Source organism: Gordonia sp. ABSL11-1, assembly GCF_030315685.1.
GTDB lineage: Bacteria > Actinomycetota > Actinomycetes > Mycobacteriales > Mycobacteriaceae > Gordonia.
In genome coordinates this window covers 12,464-29,712 of record NZ_JASXSI010000013.1, presented here as the reverse complement: position 1 = coordinate 29,712, position 17,249 = coordinate 12,464, and the positions used below count along the sequence as shown (strand labels likewise).

Annotated in this window: 17 protein-coding genes; 6 read left to right on the top strand and 11 right to left on the bottom strand. The window is 67.5% G+C overall.

What is annotated here, in order from left to right; translation table 11 throughout:
- Position 1 precedes the first annotated feature (1 nt).
- Complete coding sequence (locus QSJ19_RS15280; protein WP_286321599.1) at positions 2 to 910, bottom strand: SDR family NAD(P)-dependent oxidoreductase; 909 nt, start codon at positions 908 to 910, stop codon at positions 2 to 4.
- Positions 907 to 1,887, bottom strand: coding sequence for an alpha/beta hydrolase (locus QSJ19_RS15275; protein WP_286321598.1), 981 nt, complete (start codon positions 1,885 to 1,887; stop codon positions 907 to 909). The genes QSJ19_RS15280 and QSJ19_RS15275 overlap by 4 nt, the downstream gene beginning before the upstream one ends.
- A 110-nt stretch (positions 1,888 to 1,997) precedes the next feature.
- Here QSJ19_RS15275 and QSJ19_RS15270 point away from each other — a divergent pair, with 110 nt between their 5' ends.
- Together QSJ19_RS15270 and QSJ19_RS15265 are read left to right on the top strand one after the other, a co-directional pair.
- A complete protein-coding gene (locus QSJ19_RS15270; protein ID WP_286321597.1) occupies positions 1,998 to 2,894 on the top strand; it encodes a MerR family transcriptional regulator in 897 nt (298 codons plus the stop codon).
- A complete protein-coding gene (locus tag QSJ19_RS15265; protein WP_286321596.1) occupies positions 2,881 to 3,267 on the top strand; it encodes a hypothetical protein in 387 nt (128 codons plus the stop codon). The genes QSJ19_RS15270 and QSJ19_RS15265 overlap by 14 nt, the downstream gene beginning before the upstream one ends.
- A 9-nt stretch (positions 3,268 to 3,276) precedes the next feature.
- Here QSJ19_RS15265 and QSJ19_RS15260 read toward each other — a convergent pair whose 3' ends face one another.
- Positions 3,277 to 4,020 carry a dienelactone hydrolase family protein gene (locus QSJ19_RS15260; protein WP_286321595.1) on the bottom strand — a complete coding sequence of 248 codons (744 nt, stop codon included), beginning with the start codon at positions 4,018 to 4,020 and terminating at the stop codon, positions 3,277 to 3,279.
- A 332-nt stretch (positions 4,021 to 4,352) separates the two neighbouring features.
- Here QSJ19_RS15260 and QSJ19_RS15255 point away from each other — a divergent pair, with 332 nt between their 5' ends.
- The 3 genes from QSJ19_RS15255 (at position 4,353) to QSJ19_RS15245 (ending at position 6,794) form a co-directional block, all read left to right on the top strand.
- The gene (locus tag QSJ19_RS15255) at positions 4,353 to 4,823 is read left to right on the top strand and encodes a hypothetical protein (protein WP_286321594.1); all 471 of its coding nucleotides are present in this window, start codon (positions 4,353 to 4,355) and stop codon (positions 4,821 to 4,823) included.
- Positions 4,824 to 4,999: 176 nt separating this feature from the next.
- Positions 5,000 to 6,187, top strand: coding sequence for a Fic family protein (locus QSJ19_RS15250; protein WP_286321592.1), 1,188 nt, complete (start codon positions 5,000 to 5,002; stop codon positions 6,185 to 6,187).
- Positions 6,188 to 6,263: 76 nt separating this feature from the next.
- On the top strand, positions 6,264 to 6,794 hold the full coding sequence (locus QSJ19_RS15245) for a hypothetical protein (RefSeq protein ID WP_286321591.1): 531 nt from the start codon (positions 6,264 to 6,266) through the stop codon (positions 6,792 to 6,794).
- Here QSJ19_RS15245 and QSJ19_RS15240 read toward each other — a convergent pair.
- The 8 genes from QSJ19_RS15240 to QSJ19_RS15205 all read right to left on the bottom strand — a co-directional run bounded on the left by QSJ19_RS15240 (position 6,787) and on the right by QSJ19_RS15205 (position 15,851).
- Positions 6,787 to 7,212 (bottom strand): hypothetical protein, encoded by a 426-nt coding sequence (locus QSJ19_RS15240; protein ID WP_286321590.1) that lies wholly within the window; start codon positions 7,210 to 7,212, stop codon positions 6,787 to 6,789. The genes QSJ19_RS15245 and QSJ19_RS15240 overlap by 8 nt on opposite strands.
- Positions 7,213 to 7,234: 22 nt before the next feature.
- Positions 7,235 to 8,164 (bottom strand): hypothetical protein, encoded by a 930-nt coding sequence (locus QSJ19_RS15235; RefSeq protein WP_286321589.1) that lies wholly within the window; start codon positions 8,162 to 8,164, stop codon positions 7,235 to 7,237.
- Positions 8,161 to 10,299 (bottom strand): CapA family protein, encoded by a 2,139-nt coding sequence (locus QSJ19_RS15230; protein WP_286321587.1) that lies wholly within the window; start codon positions 10,297 to 10,299, stop codon positions 8,161 to 8,163. The genes QSJ19_RS15235 and QSJ19_RS15230 overlap by 4 nt, the downstream gene beginning before the upstream one ends.
- 22 nt (positions 10,300 to 10,321) lie before the next feature.
- Positions 10,322 to 11,335: a poly-gamma-glutamate biosynthesis protein PgsC/CapC gene (locus QSJ19_RS15225; protein ID WP_286321585.1), complete on the bottom strand. Its 1,014-nt coding sequence runs from the start codon at positions 11,333 to 11,335 to the stop codon at positions 10,322 to 10,324.
- 4 nt (positions 11,336 to 11,339) lie between these two features.
- Complete coding sequence (gene pgsB / locus QSJ19_RS15220) at positions 11,340 to 12,677, bottom strand: poly-gamma-glutamate synthase PgsB (protein WP_286321584.1); 1,338 nt, start codon at positions 12,675 to 12,677, stop codon at positions 11,340 to 11,342.
- Positions 12,674 to 13,522: a nucleotidyl cyclase domain-containing protein gene (locus tag QSJ19_RS15215; RefSeq protein ID WP_286321583.1), complete on the bottom strand. Its 849-nt coding sequence runs from the start codon at positions 13,520 to 13,522 to the stop codon at positions 12,674 to 12,676. Before QSJ19_RS15215 ends, pgsB begins: the two co-directional genes overlap by 4 nt.
- A gap of 101 nt (positions 13,523 to 13,623) precedes the next feature.
- A complete protein-coding gene (locus QSJ19_RS15210) occupies positions 13,624 to 14,709 on the bottom strand; it encodes an ATP-binding protein (protein ID WP_286321582.1) in 1,086 nt (361 codons plus the stop codon).
- Positions 14,710 to 15,131: 422 nt separating this feature from the next.
- Positions 15,132 to 15,851 (bottom strand): NUDIX hydrolase, encoded by a 720-nt coding sequence (locus QSJ19_RS15205; RefSeq protein WP_286321581.1) that lies wholly within the window; start codon positions 15,849 to 15,851, stop codon positions 15,132 to 15,134.
- Between the two features lie 97 nt (positions 15,852 to 15,948).
- On the opposite strand from QSJ19_RS15205, the gene QSJ19_RS15200 reads away from it, so the two are divergent.
- Positions 15,949 to 17,226, top strand: a complete 1,278-nt coding sequence (locus QSJ19_RS15200) for a vWA domain-containing protein (protein WP_286321580.1) — start codon at positions 15,949 to 15,951, stop codon at positions 17,224 to 17,226.
- Positions 17,227 to 17,249: the final 23 nt, after the last annotated feature.

The window sequence follows — 17,249 nt, the reverse complement described above, 5'->3', positions numbered from 1 at the left end:
GTCACACTCCTTCCGGGATGCGCTTGCGCGCTGTGGTTGTCGGCGTCTCGGCACCGGTGGTGGTTGCGGTGACCGAGCGGGTGACGGCCAGCTGCGGCTGAATGCGATGGAGAAGCCCGGCCCCGAAGGCGTAGGTACGCGGCATGAGTCGCTTGGCAAGCCAGATCGCCTTGGCGTCGAACTGCGGGACCACGTACAGTCGCCCGCGGTCGTTGGCGTCGAGCGTCTGCCGCGCCACCTGCTCCGCGGATCGTCCGGTGCGTCGCATGAGCGCCTCGGCCACCTTCATCGCCTCGCCGGTGATCCGGCCGTCGGCGGCGACGTTGGTCTGCACAAAGGTCGGGCACAACACGGTGACGGCCAGATCCGTTCCGGACAGTTCGGCCGCGATCGTCTCCGACAGCGCTAGCACACCCGCCTTGCCGACGTTGTAGGCGGCCATGCCGGGGGCCGCGGAGAACGCCGCCGCCGATGCCACGTTGATCAGCCCGCCACGACGCGACTCACGCAGTTGCGGCAGGAACAGTTCGGAGCCGTAGACCATGCCGCGGAGGTTGATGTCGAGCGCCCACTGCCAGTCGTCGAGCCCGATGGCCCCTACCGCTTTACCACCGATTCCGACGCCGGCGTTGTTGATCATCATGCTGGTCGGGCCGCCGAGGAGGTCGGGGGCCCGGTCGGCGAGCGTCCGCAGATCCTCGACGTCGGCGACGTCGCAGAAGATCGCAGTGGCCTCACCATGGCCGGCGTCGTCGATCATCCGGACCGTCTCGGATGCCCGGTCGATGTCGATGTCGGCGCACAGCACGCGGCTGCCGCGGCGGGCGAGTTCGAGGGCGAAGGCTCGTCCGATGCCACTGCCGGCGCCGGTCACCACGGCTCGTGCGTCGTGAGATCTCCTGGTTGTCATGCGGTGGCGTATCCCTTCTGCTGAGCCGAAACCTTCTCGGCCGTCACGGTTGTCGCGAATGGTTCGGTGATGAAGGCCGCCACGGTGCGCAGGGCAGGTATCGCCTCCGGGATCAACGCCGGAAGTGCTTGGAACACATGGAGTTGTCCCGGCCAGATCTCGAGCGTGCAGTCGGCGCCGGCGTCGACCAGCATCCGTCGTGCCTCCTCGGCGTCGGCGACGAGCATCTCTGCGCCGCCGGCCTGGATCAGGGTGCGCGGCAGGTCATCGGCGCGGTCGAGTGTCAGCTTCAGCCGCGGCAGATCGTCGGGATGATCGGCCGTGTAGTGACGGACGAGGCGTCGTGCCGCACGGGCCGAGATGAGCGGATCCGGCGCGACCTCACGTTCGCGTCGTCGGGCCAGTTCCAGGGTCAGGTCGACGAGCGGCGACATCATCACCACCGACCGTGGTTGCGGACGACTGCGACGAACGTTCTCCGCCAACAGGTCCAGGATCAGATGGCCGCCGGCGGAGTCTCCGACGAGGGTGATGTTCCCGGCGCGGTAGCCGATGTCCTGCAACCAGGCGTAGGCCGCTTCCACATCGTCGGCGGCCGCCGGGAAGGGATGCTCGGGGGCGAGCCGATAGTCGACGGTGAAGGCGGGCATGCCGGTCAGATGGGCGAGCCGGGCGACGATGCCGCGATGGGTCCGCGCCGAACAGATCGCATATCCGCTGCCGTGCACATACAGGATCACCTGCCGCGACTCGCTTGTCTCGGGCGGATAGACCCACTCCCCGCGGAAGGTCCCGGTGCCGAGTTTGTCGATCCGGACGTGATGCGGTGGCGGACAGCCGATCAGCATTCCCGCGGCGACAAGCGCCCGAGACGTGTGGATCTGCAGCGGTCCGGCCGGGAGGATCTCGGCGAACGGGCGCAGCGTTCGCCGCGCCAGCCAGGCCGCCCGGCGGGAAGCTCGTGAGTTCTGAGTCACATCTCGATCGCAACACCAATTGCGCCATCTGTCAATGGCACATTTACTGGTGAAACAGAATCCAGACGGTACGCTGGGACAACACGATCCCCGAGCAAGGAGAAGACCGGGTGGCCCGAGCATCGTCGACGCGCCTGGCGCAAGTGGCCGCGCTGATCGAGCACATGTCGGCCACACCGTCGTACGTGGGCAGGCAGTCTCGCGACCTCGAGATCTCGGTGACCAAACTCCTCGCCAATGCAACGCGGCAGGCCCGCGGACAACCGCCCGTCGCGCAATACCGCATCGACGACCTCGCGCGCGTCTCCGGGGTCACGACCCGCAACATCCGCGTGTACCGCGAGCGCGGCCTGTTGGCGCCGCCCCATCGCGTCGGACGGATCGCTTTGTACTCCGAGTCCCATGTCCGACGACTCGCCCTGATCAGTTCGATGCTGTCGCGGGGATACACGATCGCCCACATCGACGAACTCATGACCGCGTGGCAGGAGGGCCGGCAGCTCGGCGACATCCTCGGTCTGGAGACGGAGCTCGCCGACATCGAGCAGTCGCCGACGACACGGTCGACCACCCTGGCCGACCTCGCCGACGTCGGCGTCCTCGCCGACGACGCCGAACGACTCCAATACCTCAAGATCCTCCGGATCACCACTCCCGACGACGTGATCGTCAGTGAGCCCGCGCTTCTCGACGCGATCCTCCCGCTCGTCACCGAACAGCGGCCCGCATCGCTGGTCATCGACGTCATCGAGAAGGTCGCGCCCGCCTTCGAGTCGCTCGGCCAGGCGATGGTCGACGCCGCCGACACACTCACCGGCACTGCGTCATCGGACGACGCCGGGGACCGTCGGCTCACCGAGGCGACGCTGACGCTGATCCAGCTGCGCGCACTGGCCGACGCCGCCACCCGGGTCACCCTCACCGAGACGACGAACACGCTTCTGGCGCAATCGCTTGCGGAACTGACACCCGACTCGGATTCCGATGGTGACGATGTCGTCGGGTAACGGGCGTCGTCGCGTTGCGCCTGACATCTGGCCATGGCTCTTCGCCGTCGCGTCACCGTTCGTCGCCGGTGTGGTCGTCCTGGCAACGCTCGCCACGCTCAAGGGCGGCGGCGACTTCTGCGATCCCTCCTACTCGAGCGTCGACGAACGCCACTCCGATGCTGCTCGCTGGCAGTGGACCCTGACCGGCACCGGCGTGGTGATGATCGGCCTCGGTACGCTCGTGGCGGCGCAGGCAATCCGACGCCGCCGAGCTATCGAACGCCTTCGCCTCCTACGGTTGTCCGCGGCAGTCGTCGTGTGTCTGATCGCGATCGCCGGGTTCGCCTACCTCATCGCCGTCGGAGATACCCAGACCGATTGCGGCACGTGACACGGTGCCTCACAGGTGCTGCCGGAAGAACAGAGCCGTGTGCTCGCCTTCGTGTGCCGGAATCCGCTCGTGCGTTCCGACATGCGCCCGCAGCATCTTGTCATCGGAGCCGATGGCGTCGAACAACCGCAGCGCGGTCTCTTTCGGGATCTCCGGGTCGTCCCACGACACGATGAGGTCGACCGGCACGGTGATGCGGCGAGCCGCCTCGATGAGGCTGCCGTAGTCGAAGTACCCGCCGAACATAGCAGCGGAGATGCGAGAGTCATTCGCCGTCAACGGGATTCCGATGGCCGTACCCAGCGTCATCCCCGCGTAGCCGACCGGCGCCTCGGTGCCGATATCGGGCAGCTGCTGCAGTTCGTCGAGCACGTGCCGCCACTCCGGTACCGCGCGTTCGGCCAGGGAGTGGTTGAGGTCGGCGATGATCGGTGCGAGCGGTTCGCCGTGGCGTCGGGCATGCCCGATCGCGGCGACCGATTTCTCGTCGTCGGCCGAGCGGGGTCGGTCACCGTGCCCGGGCGCGTCGATGCTCGCGACGGTGAAGCCGTGCGCTCGCACCGAGTGCTCGGCACGACGGATCTGGGCGGGCAGACGACGGTGCAGTCCGCCGCCGTGGCCCATCAGGATGAGCGTGGTCGGGGCTGTCGGATCGGCCGGCGCCCACAGGGTGCCGGGGATGTCGCCGACGGAGAAGTCACGTTCGAGGACGCCGTCGGACGACGCCTCGGAGTGCAGAATGAGAGAGCTCATGGTGGTGCCTTTCGCGAATGCCGTGCTGTGGGGGCACTCCCGCGACACCTGATGTCAGGACAGTCCGCACTGCGAAGGGAGCACCCACTCGGATGTATCGATCACGGGTACCACCTCCCTTCGCGCCGTCTCGGCGGTCGGAGGGAAGGGTAGCAGCAGCCCTGCACAGCGGTCACCTGAATTGATGCCCGCACCCCTGTCCCCCGATCGGTGGACGCCGCCATCCACCGGTCAATCAGCCAGTCGACGGACTCCGACAACGTCCTGACCAGGGCAACGTCATTGGTGTCGCCGGAACAACCCACCCGGCCCCACACCGAGGAGACCCGCTCATGAACACCAAGACCCGCCGCATCACCGCCGGAATCGCCGCCGTCGCCGCGACCGCAGGCATCGGTTTCGCAGTCGCCGGGGCCGCCAACGCCGGCACCATGCCCGTGACCCGCCCCGGTGAGCCGACGATCGCGATGACGATCACGAACCACACCGACAAGCCGGAATACCTGATCGGTTCCACCACCGGCCAGGGCGGCCAATGGGTCAACGCCCCGCAGCGCGTCCTCTACCCGGGGGCCAGCGAGACGGTCACCGCCGTCGCGCCGTTCGCGAACTCGCTGACCGCCAACGCGCAGTACCGCATCGGGTTTTTCGGTCCGACCGCCAATTACGAGATCGAGAACATGAAGGGCAACACCAACACTGCGATGAGCGGCATCTGGGGACCGCACGCCCAGAACTACTGGATGAGCCACAACATCAGCAGCCGTTACCCGATGGTGAACGTCGGTTTCGATCAGTGGTGAGCGGGCCACAGATCGACAACCGGTAGCGCCGTGATCCCCACCTTCCCCCGGAGGTGGGGATCACGGTTGTCTGCGGACGCGCTCCCATCCACAATTCAAACGACTCATAACTACGTTTGTCCCTAGAAAAGTATAATAGTGGCGGTTTCAGTTGCACTTTCCCTAGGAGGCGTCGCATGGGCTGGCCGTCGTGCCGTGTGGAAGAGCGTCCGTGGGTGTCCAGCGGACGCGCCCCGTCGCGCGCCGATCGATTACTCCGATCGATCGAGGTGGCGATCCCACCCTTCATCGCCGGCCTTCCCTACGAGGTGACCGGTACGGCTGCCCGCGCGCATGAGGCCGCGGTGATAGCGGTCGCTCGCTTGGAGGCCGGCCACGGCGCTCATCTCGCCCCTCTCGCCGACTTCCTCCTACGGACCGAATCGATCGCGTCATCGAAGATCGAGCACGTCGACGCTGATCTCCGATCATTCGGAAAAGCTCTCGCAGGCGGCAGGTCCAGTGCCGAGGCGCGGGCTCAGCTGGCCGCCGTCCACGCACTGATCACGATGGTCGACGCCGCGGGATCGGAGGCGATATCCCTGAGTCTCTTACTGCGGGCGCACGACACTCTCATGTCCGTCGGCCGACACGAGCCGGACGACGTCGGGCGCCTTCGTGAAGTGCAGAACTGGATCGGCGGCAGCGACTACTCACCCCGTAACGCCCTGTTCGTTCCGCCCCCACCAGATCTGGTCACGACTCTGATGAGCGATGTGATCGAGTTCTCCAACAGAACCGACCTCCCGATCCTGGCGCAGGCAGCGATCGCGCACGCGCAGTTCGAGTCGATCCACCCGTTCGTCGACGGCAACGGCCGAATCGGTCGAGCATTGATCAGCGCGATTCTCCGACGACGCGGCCTCACCAATCGAGTGACCGTTCCCCTCGCGTCCGCCATGCTCGCCGACACGGGAAGATACTTCGCCGAACTCGGCCGCTACCGATCCGGAGACGTCGACGGTTTCGTTGAGTATGTCGCCGTCGGCACGCTCCACGCCGTCGCATCCGCGGAAGAGTCGGCGCAGGTGCTGGCCGGCCTGCCGGCTGAGTGGCGCGACCGAGCCAGACCTCGGGCCAACTCAGCCGACGCATGCCTCATCGACGCCCTCCTCGGTACGCCGGTGATGGACGCGGACACCGCACAACGCATCACCGGAACGTCTGATGCGAGTACATATCGCGCGCTGTCCCGACTGACCAACAGTGGTGTCCTCGAAATGATCTCGACGAGCAAACGCAATCAGGTTTGGGCGGCCCCGGATGTCCTCGGCGAACTCGATGCGCTGTCGGCAGCAATCGGCCGGCGAACCCTGTCGGGGTGACCGACCCGGAGCCGCGGCCCACCCACGTGAATGACAGAGCTCGGCTCCCGACTGGGCCGACCATATACTCGTCACCATGCACACTGGCTCGCGTGACTCCCCCGCCCGCTCGGATGCGCACGCGTACGAGCCCACGGTCGAGCGACCCGGAACGATCCTGGCCGCCGTCGCTCTCATGTATTGCGGTGCCGTCCTGCAACTCGCAGGACTGATCGTGGTGCTGGGCGGCCTGAACACGGCACGCCTCAAGGCACGAACCGCCGACGCGCGTGCGAGGGCCGGCGGGCTCTCCGACGACGAGTTCTCCGGCGCCCTGCAGTCCGGCGCCACGATCGGCGCGGTTGTCATCATCGTCGTCAGCTTGGCCGCGATCGCACTGTGGATCTGGATGGCCCGCAGCAACTATCGCGGGTTGCGGTGGGCGCGGACGACGGCAACCGTCCTCGGCGTGCTCGGCATCATCGGCTGCGCCTTCTCCGCGATCGGCGCCGACGGCGGGGGCACAGCGGTGCTCGACATCGCCATCGCCGTCTTGGCCGCCGGGATTGTCGCGCTGCTCCACCATCGCGAATCGACCGCCTTCTACGCGGCGATGGACGTCAGTTGATCCGCTGCTCGGTGACCATGACTTCGCCATCGGTGAAAACGACTGCACTGCAGCTGAATGTGTTGTTCGGCCCGAGCCGTGCACCGCTGGGGATCTCCCCCGACACCGACACCGACCCGACCACCGCCCACTCGGTCGCCACCGCCGACCGCGATCGGCCCGCCTGACGCAGTGCAGCGTCATCCTCGTCGCCGACGCTGGTGGTGCGTGTCCGCACATCGGTGAACTGCGCCGATGCTGCCTGTGACTCGGCGTCGGCCGATCCGCTCGTCGTCAGTCGCTCACGCAGATCGTCGCGCGCGGCGCCCTCACAGAGCCCGGTCGCCTCCGTCTTCCGTTCGCCACGCTCCTGGTCGACCGCCCATGTAGGACAAGAAATCCGACGACCACGACAGCCACCACCGCGACGGCCACCCACAGCGGACGCAGCGGTCGCATGCTCAGCCGACTCCGGACGCCCGAAGCGAGGCGGCGATCGTCCGCATGAGCTGACGACGTTCGGATCTGTCCTTGCGCACCTTCTGATTCACCTCGATGTGGATGAACTCCGCCCCCCGGGCGCGGGCGGCGACGGCCTGCACGTTGGCGGTCGCGGCGAGCGCCTTGCACTTCTTCCCGTCGTAGGTGCAGGTGTCGAATCCCCCGTCCTCGAGGTCGGACGCCAGGCGGCGCAGGGTCGGCGACGGTTCCGCCACCGAGTTCGAGAGGACGACGTCGCCGAAGTCGTCGTGGTTGTCCGAGGAGAACCCGTGGATCTGTACGACGGTCATCCCCTTCTGCACCACGGCGTCGTTCACCGCCGCGAAGGTGGAGTCGCTGCGGTGCGCGACGTCGGCGCTGTCGTCTCCGGCGTTGCGATGAGCGCCGGCCATCATGAACAGCCGGGCACCGGACTGCGCGAACAGCTGTGTGCCCATGTACTCGGAGTACCGGTCGGCGACCGGGTGCGGGATCTGCACGACGAGCTGCGACATCGGTGCGCGACGCACGATGTACAGGCCGTTGCCTGCGGTCGGATGGCCGCGTTCCACGAGTGCGACCACCGAGTCCGAACGTTCGTCACCCTGCCCGGTGTTCGGCAGTTCCACCGGCACCTGATCGTATGACTCCAGACTCGCCCGGCCGGTGTTCATCAGTTCGGAGACCCCGGCGGCGATCGCCTGCGCGACAGCGGGTGTGGGTGGCGCGTAGCTCGACGATTCGCGGTCGGGCGACGCCTTGATCACCCGGGACACCACCGAGCTGAGCTTCTCAGGCTGCACCTCGGGCTGCATCTCACCCGACTGCTGGCCACACGCGGTCGCGACCGTCATGATGATCACTCCTGCCGCCGCTGCCCAGTACCGAAAGGCCCGGTCGACACGCGTCATCGGTCACCGGCTCCGTTTCCGACGAACGGTCCCGAGTCGTCCGCCCGGTCACTGCTGACCCGGACCGTGACCGGGCGGGTCGCCTCCACCGTATCGAAACGTCGGCCCGCAGCGCGCTCAGGCGCCCAATCGACGAGTCGGACGTCGTCGACGGCCAGGCGCGGACCGCTCAGCGAGTCGTCGGGCGGTCGAAGCCGCACGTAGGGCTGCGCGGCGACGGCCCCGGGCGGTGCGGTCGCGTCCAGCCGCACCGGCAGGCACCCGTTTCGAGACCGGTCGCCCTCGGGCACCGCCGTCGTGGTGGTCGCCATGCTGCGGCCGCGGAAGCCCGAGTACCACCGGATCTCCAGGGTGGACCCCGGCGAGGCCGATCGGACGTCGGCCAGCAGCGAGACGCGTTGTCCCGGTGCGACTCCGATCCGACGACCTGGGGTCGCGAACACGTCCATCGTGCTCTTCGGTCCGCGCACCAGTTCCAGTCCCTTGCCCTCCGGGGAGCCGTCGTTCTCGATGTCGCGGTCCCGGGAGTCGGTGCACGCCGCGGTGACCGTCGTGCGCGCGGCGCGGCCGAGCTCCCAGAGGTTCACCCCCTTCGCCATCGGATCGGTGTCCTGGTCCTCGAATCTGCCGGAGCCCCAGAGGAGATCGTTGCCCACGCGTACACCCGTCGGTGCTGTGCCGAGGAACCATCCGGTCGAGAGTCGTCGCACCGCACCGGCCGGGAGTGCGACGCCGGTCTGACGTACCGGCGGGCCGGACCGCGCGCCCATCTCGACCCCGGTCGCGCTCAGATGCGCCGAGCCCTCAACGGTTCCCGCCGTGATCCGGGAGACGGAGTCGGCCAGGGCCGCCGTCACCGGGACCGGACGCGATTCCTCCAGCATCACCGGATCGGATCCGGTGTACACGGGTTGTCCGCGTCGGATGTCGACACGCAGCAGCTGCGTGGGCGCCGACGTCCAGCGTGGCCGGTCGTAGAGCAGATCTCCGGTGGATTCGGCGATCACCGAACCGTTGACGGTCCGCACTCCGCCCACCACCCGGGGGTGGCTGCCGACGACGACCGACGCTCCCGCGCGGGCCGCGGCATCCGACATGCGACGGACCGTCGGCGACTGTTCTCGTTGATCCTGGTGGCCGCCGTGGATCATGACGACCACGGTCTCCGCACGCTGTTTCGCCTGTGCGACAGCACGTCTGATCCGCTTCGTGGTGCACTCGGCGGCACCGGCGCGGTCGTCGTCGGCGACGTAGGGGATCGGGTTCTTCTCTCCGTCGACGGTGGTGCAGCCGACGAACGCCACCGCGCCACCCCGCCGTTGCGGGACGATCTTCGGCGCCCACGCCTCGTCCTCGTCACGGCCCGCACCGAAGTGGGCAATGCCAGCCTTGTCCAGCGCCGACAGGGTGCTGTCGAGTCCGGGGCGCAGTGCGTCGAGCATGTGGTCGTTCGCCAGCGACGCGACCTTCACGCCCGACATGCGCATCGCCTCGGCGGCCTCCGTGGCCGACGCGACGGCGGTCTTCTTCGTCGGATGGAACCGCTTGGGCCGCGGCCGGTTCTCCGGGAAGTACGGGCGATCGATCAGAGGTGATTCGAGGTTCACGACGGTGAGGTCCGAATCCTGCAGCAGCGGAGCGACTCCGGACAGCAGATCGGCATGTGCGGCGGCGTCGGCTCTCGGTCCGAGCCGCGGCGGATGGGCACCCGACCTCTCGTAGAAGCCACGCCCGAACATCACATCACCGCCGAACCTCAGCGCCGTCGACTCGGCGGCGCGCGAGGTCAACTCCATCCGGACCTGGTCTCCCGGCGCCACCGCCTGCGTGCGTGGCAGGTGGCCCGCCGCCTCGGCCGACGCCAGTGCCGCGATCGGAACCGGCAGTGTGAAGCCACCGTCGTCGCCGCTGTGTACGACGGTGCTGCCCACCCGGATCGAGGCTCCAGCGACGGGCGTCCCGGTCTCGTCGACGACGGTACCGCGGGCCGTGGTCGCCCGATCGACATCGGCTTGCACCGAGTGGTCCGGCAGGTGTACCGCGACGGTTGCGGCCGTCGCCAGGACGGCCGCCGTCGCGACGGTCGGCAGCACCCATCGCCACACTCGCCGGCCGCGCCGTTCGTCTTTCGTCACTGAGACCTCTCTCTCGTCGCCGTCACAGCAGCCCGAGGGCGATGCCTGCGGCCGCCAGGAAGTTGGTGCCGGCGTAGACCCCGACTGCAGTCAGCGTGGCTCCCCAGACCGTCCGCTCCCATCCCTGTCGCTGGGCATCATTGGCGAGCAGGGCGGGAACCATCAGCGTCGCGACGGTGAGTCCGCGCCAGGGGATGTAGTCGCCGTCGGTCAGCCAGGTGACGATCAGCTCGGCACTCCAGCTGATGATCGCGCCGACCAAGACCATCGTCGACAGTTTGCGACGCCCGAAGATGAGCAGGCGCGGCATCAGCAGCTTCACCACCACGAACCACGTGATGACCGCGACGACCACCACGAAGACGATGTCGGGCCATCGCGGGCTGATCAGCGCCAGATATGCACCGGTGATGAAACCACCCGAGCGCAGACCGAGTTTGGTGAACACCAGCATGCCCACCGCCACGCTGAGTGCCACCGCGAGCAGCAGCAGCTCACGCGGATATCCCAGCACTCCGGCGAGCCGGACGGTATCGCTGCTGTCGTCGCCCGGCGCGATCGACATCAGGTTCGAGAACAGCACCAGGAACACGATCAGGATGAGCGTCGTCGCCCCGATCGCCAGCACCGTCCGCATCGGATCCTGCCGCGACATGTCGTGCGCGATGATGCCCGGCACCAGGAATCCGATTCCGGCGAGCGCGAAGAACATCGGGTCGTACTTGCCGACGGCTCCCGCCACGACGGTGCAGATGAGGATCAGCGCCAGGCCGACGAGCATCTCCCACTCGAACTTTCGACGCCCGTAGAGGATCAGCCGTTTCGCCAGCACAACACTCACGATCAGGTAGGTGAGATAGCCGACCGACACGGTCGCCACGATCGCCAGCGGCGAGGTGACGCTCAGCGCGAGGTAGGCCGGGACGATGGCCCCGCCGGTCGTCAGCTGCACACGCTCGTAGAACAGCATGCTCAGCACGACACCCATCACGAGCGCGACGCGGACGACCTCGGGGGCGAAGTCGTACTCGAACATTCGCCTACCCCGCCTCGATCTCTCGGCCCACGGGCGCCCCCACATGATGGGCACCGGCGCGTCGCAGACGTGCGACTCCGATCGAGGCCCGTCGTGGGTCGCGGGACTCGTCGATCTCGCTGCGATGGTCGGCGCCCCGGAGTTCCTGGAAGTGGTCGATCAGCAGTTCGGCCTGCTCGGTGTGGATGTTGATCATGCCCACCAGGACGCCGCTCGGACCGTCGATGAGATCGGCGACCTCGTCGAGGATCTCGTCGAGAGTCGGCTGGACCGTCTCCCCCATCTGATGGATGCGTTCTCGCCCGTAGCCGCGCTCGACCATCGTCTTCGTGACGGTGTCCTCGTAGGCACCAAAGGTCATCACATGATCGAGATAGCCCGACAGGTCATCAGGAACCATGTGCGAGAACAGCTCTGCTCGACGACCCCGGTCACGGCGGTTGTTGAGGATGCCGACGACGGTGGCGTTCGGCGGGAACTGTGCCTGCAACGTCGCGAACGTCAGTGCGACGCTCTCCCGGTCGTTGGCCGCGAACATCGGCACCCACAACACCGACTTGCCCCGGATGTCGTACGAGCGCAATCGGACGACGCCTACATCGGGCACGGATTTCCACATACCGTCGAGCGCCGCCTGGCGGCTCACACCGGTGAGGCGCGCGACGGCGAGGCCGACCGCCACGTTGGTCTTGAACTGCAGGTAGTCGAAGCCGCGCATGTCCTCGTCGTCGACGGCCTCGGGATCGGCGTAGACGAGCACGCTTCCGCGTTCGTCAGCTCGCCTCCGCAGCCGTTCCCGAAGGTGCGGGCGGTCCTCGGCGGTGATCACGATCCCGTTGCGCGGGATGGTGACCGCCATCGAGTCGGCGATCTCCTCGAGGGTCTCCCCCATCTCCTCCTGATGATCCTCACGCACGTTGGTGATGATCGTGATGTCCGAGCGGACCATGTAGTCCTGCGAATACTGTTGATACAGCGGACGTACCGCCATGCACTCGATGATCAGCGCCTCCACGTCCGGACCGATGTGCTCGGCGACGACGTCGATTTGTTCGTTGATGTTGGCCGCCCCGCGCCGGAAGATCGGGGTCTCCTCGCCGTGCGGTCCGATCACGCGCGCGGCACTGCCGGTGGTCTTCGCCACCGTGACGTACCCACCCTCGCGGAGCACGCCACCGACCAGTCGGGTGACCGTCGACTTCCCGCGGATGCCGTTCACGTGTACCCGCACGTCGAGCTGACGCAGTCGACGCTGGTGCCCCCGGATGGAGATGCGCCAATAGCTCAGCAGCACAACGCAGATGACGACGAGAATCAGCAGCCCGATAGCTGCTCGCGTCATGCCACCACCTGCTCTTCCACCGACGACCTCGCGCGCGCGATCATCTCGTCGGCGTCGGCGATGTCGGCGGTCAGGAAAGTCAGCGCCGCATACAGTTCGGCACAGTCGGAGATACTGCGACGGGTCCCGGAGTCGCGGTCGGTGAACGTCGACCGACCGGCGGCCTCGACGAGGGGCCCGACGACTCCCCAGCCCCGGACCTGATCGGTCTCGGGCAGGATGGCCCCGAATTCGTCCGGCTGCAAGGCAAACGGCACATCGGTATGCCGCAGCAGGCTTTCGACGAGGCGTGCCAGCGCGCGTCGCACGGCCTGGCGCGCCGCCTCGTCCAGATCCGGATTCGTCACCCGCAGATGGATGATGAGGACACCGAGGGCGCGCTTGTGCGCGCGGGCCCGGGTGATCTCGTCGTCCAGACGTGGCCGTGCCCGCTCCTCGGCGAGCAGGCCCAGCGATCCGAACGCCGGCCGCACCTCTGCGCGTGGCATCTCCGATGCACGCACCAGTTCGCGCAGGCGCGTGCCGACGAGGCCCGCCGACCAACCGAGCACCAGGATTCCCGCGGCGATGGCCGTGGCCAGCAGGAACTGCTCGCGATTCCACACGCCCACATATCGTTTGACCACGACGGCAGCGGCGCCTGCCAGCAGGCCGATCACCACGCCGGCGAACGCGTCGAAGTAGAGTCCCACCACCACACACACGACGGCGACACCGAGCACCATCAGGCGCATCGGACCTGATTCCAGCCCGCCGAGCAGCCCGGCCACGGCGGCCAGCGTGGCGCACAGCGCGACACCGGCGTGGACGTCAGTCCAGCCCCGAGTCACCCGCCTGGCCGTCATCACGCTCACCCCGCTTCCAGCGAAGTCGTGCGGCGGCGAACCCCGCAGCGAAGACCGCTGTCGCGATCGCACCCCGAACAGCAGGATCGACCCACGACAGTTCACCCACGGCCAAGCGCCCACCGGGTCGTCACGGTGGTCCCGGCCGGTCCCGACGTCGCCCCGACCGCGTCGGTGGATGCGATGACCGCTCCTCGCGCCAGCCGGAGGGTCGCGGTCGACGATCCTGCGGTGGTGTCGTCGAGGTCGGCGACGATGCGGGACACCTCGGCCGCGGGCATCGCGCATGTCGCCGAGGTGACCGTCAGCACGCAGTGGTCGTCGTCGGCGGTCAATTTCACATGGGGAGAACCAGTCTCGGTGTGATTGAGTACCGCGCTGACGAGGTGCGTCACGGCCCGCTCGATGGCGAACTGGTCGCCGTCGGTCATCACGGCGGTGTCTCCGAGGTCGCTGTCGACACTCTCGTGACCGGTAACGAAGGCCGCTTCGCGGAGCGCACGTCCGACCGCGTGGTGTACGTCGAATGTGCGCCGCTCACGGGTGCGGTCCCGCTCGGGTGTCCGGCCGTCGAGCGCGGCTGCGAGTCGTCGGCGTGATGTCGCCGCATACCGCTGGAGGGTCGGATCGTCGCTGCGCTCGGCGAGATCGGCGAAAGAGGTCACGGTCTCGGCAAGGAGGGTGAGGTCATCGGTCGGCGACGCGTCCTGTGACTGGGCCGGCATGTCGACGGTCCCGGCGAACTGCTGTTCGAGCTGGAGCACGAGAAGCTCGGACAGCTCGGCCAGTTGCGCGAAATCCTCGTCCGCCCAATCACGTTCGCATCGATCACCCACACAGAGCATCCCGACGACGACCCCGTCGTTCGTCCGCAGCTCCTGCTCGGCGCGGGATATGACGCCATCGATCTCACTGGTCGTCGACGGCCGGGCCCCGTCGCGGTCGACGGCTCCGGGAAGGATCTCGCTGCCGGACCCGGCGACGGACACGTAAGCGACTGGGGCGTCGAGAGCCGAAGCAGCCACTCGCGCAACTGATTCACACAGCGGATCGGGGTCGGCGAGCCGAGCCCCGCCCGTCACCGGCGAGGCGATCTGCGCTATCGCCAGGGAGTCGTCATCACCGATGACACCGCGTCTCGGATTCTCGTCCTGCGCACTCTGCAACCGTCCCGTCGTGGTCGTCATTACTCCCTTTCTCGATGAGGTGTGGGAAGCCTTACCCAGCCGTGTGCGGCCACACCGTAAGCAGCCGAAGGTGAACGGACAAAGACCTCGGATCGAAGCCTCGGTCCGTCTGAGCGGCGATGTCGTTCGCCACAGCGCGCGCCGAGCCCTCACCGATGGACGTCGGTTTCACTTGGCAGACAATGGTTTCGGTTACAGAAATGTTTCGATCGTGCAACACGCAGAATCGGACGTATCGGTCACGCACTGCTGCCACATCCGAAGCGGTGACAATTCTCACCGCGCCGAAATCGGGCGAGACAGAGCATCCGTCGGCGCCGTCACCTGCAGTGTCGTCCCGGTGAACTCGTCGTTATCGGTCGGCAAACCCACAGTCGGCTGGTCATGTCCGCCGGCTGGTCGCCCGACACACGCGTTCGCCGTCAGCCCATCGGATCGGTCGCGCTCGGCAACCGCCACCCGAACGTCGCCGTCGCCGGCGCCTCCTTGGAGTACAGCCGCGCGGGGCGTCCGCCACCGACACGGGTCGCCGGTTTGCCCTCGGCATCCATCGCGGCGGCGAGCAGCGGTTGCACCCGTCGGTTGAAGGAGTCGCGCATGAGTCGTCGGCCGAGGATCGCCTCGTGCAGCTCGCGGAGCTCCGACAGTGTGTACGGCTGATGCAGCAGATTGTCCGGGTCGGGACGGTCCTCGTAGCGATCGCGCAGATTGTCGGTGGCCGCTGCAATGATCTCGTCATGGTCGTAGAGCAGCCGCTCGCCAGAGGCCAGGCGCCCGTCGTCTGACACCGGCTCGAGCTCGCCGACCACGTCCGACAACTCGTCGGGCGGCAAAGCCACCGCATGCGCGATCGAGATCGTCCATCCACGGGGATCTCGATCAGGATCACTGAAGACCGCGAGCAGATGCGGCCGGACGTGGTCGGGCGAGAGCCCCAGTTTGAGTTCCAGGACCTCGCGCACCGTCTCGTTGACGGTGTGGCGGTCGCGGACGAATCGTCCTGGCAGCGCCGGTGCGCCACCGTTCGGAGTGCGTTGGACGACGACCTGCAGCTCGCGGTCGACGACGGTCAACACCGCGATGTCGACCGCCACGCTCGGGCGCGGGAAATCACTGAGACGAGGGTTGGCTCGACCGCTCACCACTCGACCCTATGCGAATGTCTGCGCAAAGTAGTAAACTCGAAAACGCGAAAAGTCACCGCCTCGGTCGGATGCCGGGTGGGAGGAAGGAAATGCCATGAAGCTCTCCGCCGCTCTCGATGTCGAGGTCGTTGCCCACGAGTCGGCCGATGAGGTGACCGTCCTGCTCGAACTCCAGGCTCCGGCCGGACCCGACACCGACCGCGCGCCCACAGCCTTGCAGGTCGTGCTCGACCGCAGCGGCTCCATGTCCGGGCCCCCACTCGAAGGTGCGCAGAAGGCGCTGGCCGGGGTGGTCGCCCAGCTCGACCCGTCCGACATGTTCGGGGTGGTCACCTTCGACAACGACGCTCAGGTGGCCGTCCCGGCGTGTCCGCTCGCCGACAAGCAGCGCGCCATCGACGCCATCCGCGCGGTGACGCCCGGCGGCAGCACCGACCTGTCGTCCGGCTACCTCCGCGGACTGCAGGAGTTGCGACGCAGCACCAAGGCCGCCGGGATTCGTGGCGGGACCGTCCTGGTGATCAGCGACGGCCATGTGAACGGCGGCATCCAGGATCATGATGAGTTCGCGAGCAGCACTGCAAAGGCCGCGGCCGACGGCATCATCACCTCCACCCTGGGCTATGGCCGCGGGTACGACGAGTCGCTGCTGTCGGTGATTGCTCGCTCCGGCAACGGCAATCACGTGTTCGCCGACGACCCAGACACCGCCGGCGCAGCGATCGCCGGTGAGGTCGAGGGTCTGCTGTCCAAGTCGGCGCAGGCGGTGACGCTGACCGTGCGGTATGTGCCTCAGGTGCAGGAACTCTCGCTGTACAACGACCTGCCGGCACATCAGACCGCCGATGGTGAGGTGATGATCGAGCTCGGCGATCTGTACGCGCTCGAGGAGCGCAAGCTGTTGCTGCGGATGGAAGTCGACGGCCTCGCTGCGTTGGGGCTGACCCAGATCGCGACGCTGGAACTGCGCTACGTCGAGTCCGCCTCCATCACCGAACACACGGTCTCCCTGCCGATCTCGGTCAACGTCGTCCCCGGCGACGAGTTGGATGAGCGTGTGCCCGACCCGAAAGTGCAGTCGGAACGGTTGTATCAGGAGGGCCAGGCCGCGAAGCTGCAGGCATCGCACGCCTACGAGACCGGTGACATGACGGCCGGGCAGGCGCAACTGCGCGCATCCCACGAACGTCTGCGCAGCGCAGCGATGTACGCGAGCCCCGAGGACCGGGCCATGATCGATCGGGAACTCCAGATGATCGAGGATCTCGGCTCCCAGGCACCCCTCGCCGGTGCCGGCTACGCCTCCAAGGCGACCCGCGACTCCTACCACCTCGGAAACCGCAAGCGCGGTCGCCGCCCCTCCGCTGGTTGAGTAGCGACGAGCGAGCGAAGCGA